Annotated in this window: 1 protein-coding gene; it reads left to right on the plus strand. The window is 75.3% G+C overall.

Annotation, left to right across the window (positions count from 1 at the left end; translation table 11 throughout):
• Positions 1-283 (plus strand): DUF2339 domain-containing protein (locus tag ACQG3P_RS19455; protein WP_426805960.1); only part of this gene is annotated, 283 nt, incomplete at both ends.

A 283-nucleotide genomic window follows, 5' to 3' on the forward strand; every position in this document is an offset into this window, starting at 1 on the left:
CGCCCGGCTCGGCGCAGCGCGCGCGCCCGCGGAGGCGTCCGCTGGCGTTGCCGGGCGGGGCGAGTGGCCTCCTGCCGCTGACGCGCTCCGCGGCGTGCAAGCGCAATGACCTCCTCGATCCGGGGCTCGCGGTCGCGCGCAGCATCGTGCTGAGTGCGGGCGTGGGGGTGCTGGGGGTGGTGCAGTCCTCTGGGTCGCGGGCAGTGCTGGGTTTCCTGGGCGGGTTCCTGGCGCCGATCTGGCTGTCCCCCGGGAGCGGCAACCCTGTGGCGCTGTTCTCGTA

The sequence above is a fragment of the Stenotrophomonas sp. SrG genome, from assembly GCF_050031795.1.
GTDB classification, from domain to species: Bacteria; Pseudomonadota; Gammaproteobacteria; order Xanthomonadales; family Xanthomonadaceae; genus Stenotrophomonas; species Stenotrophomonas rhizophila_A.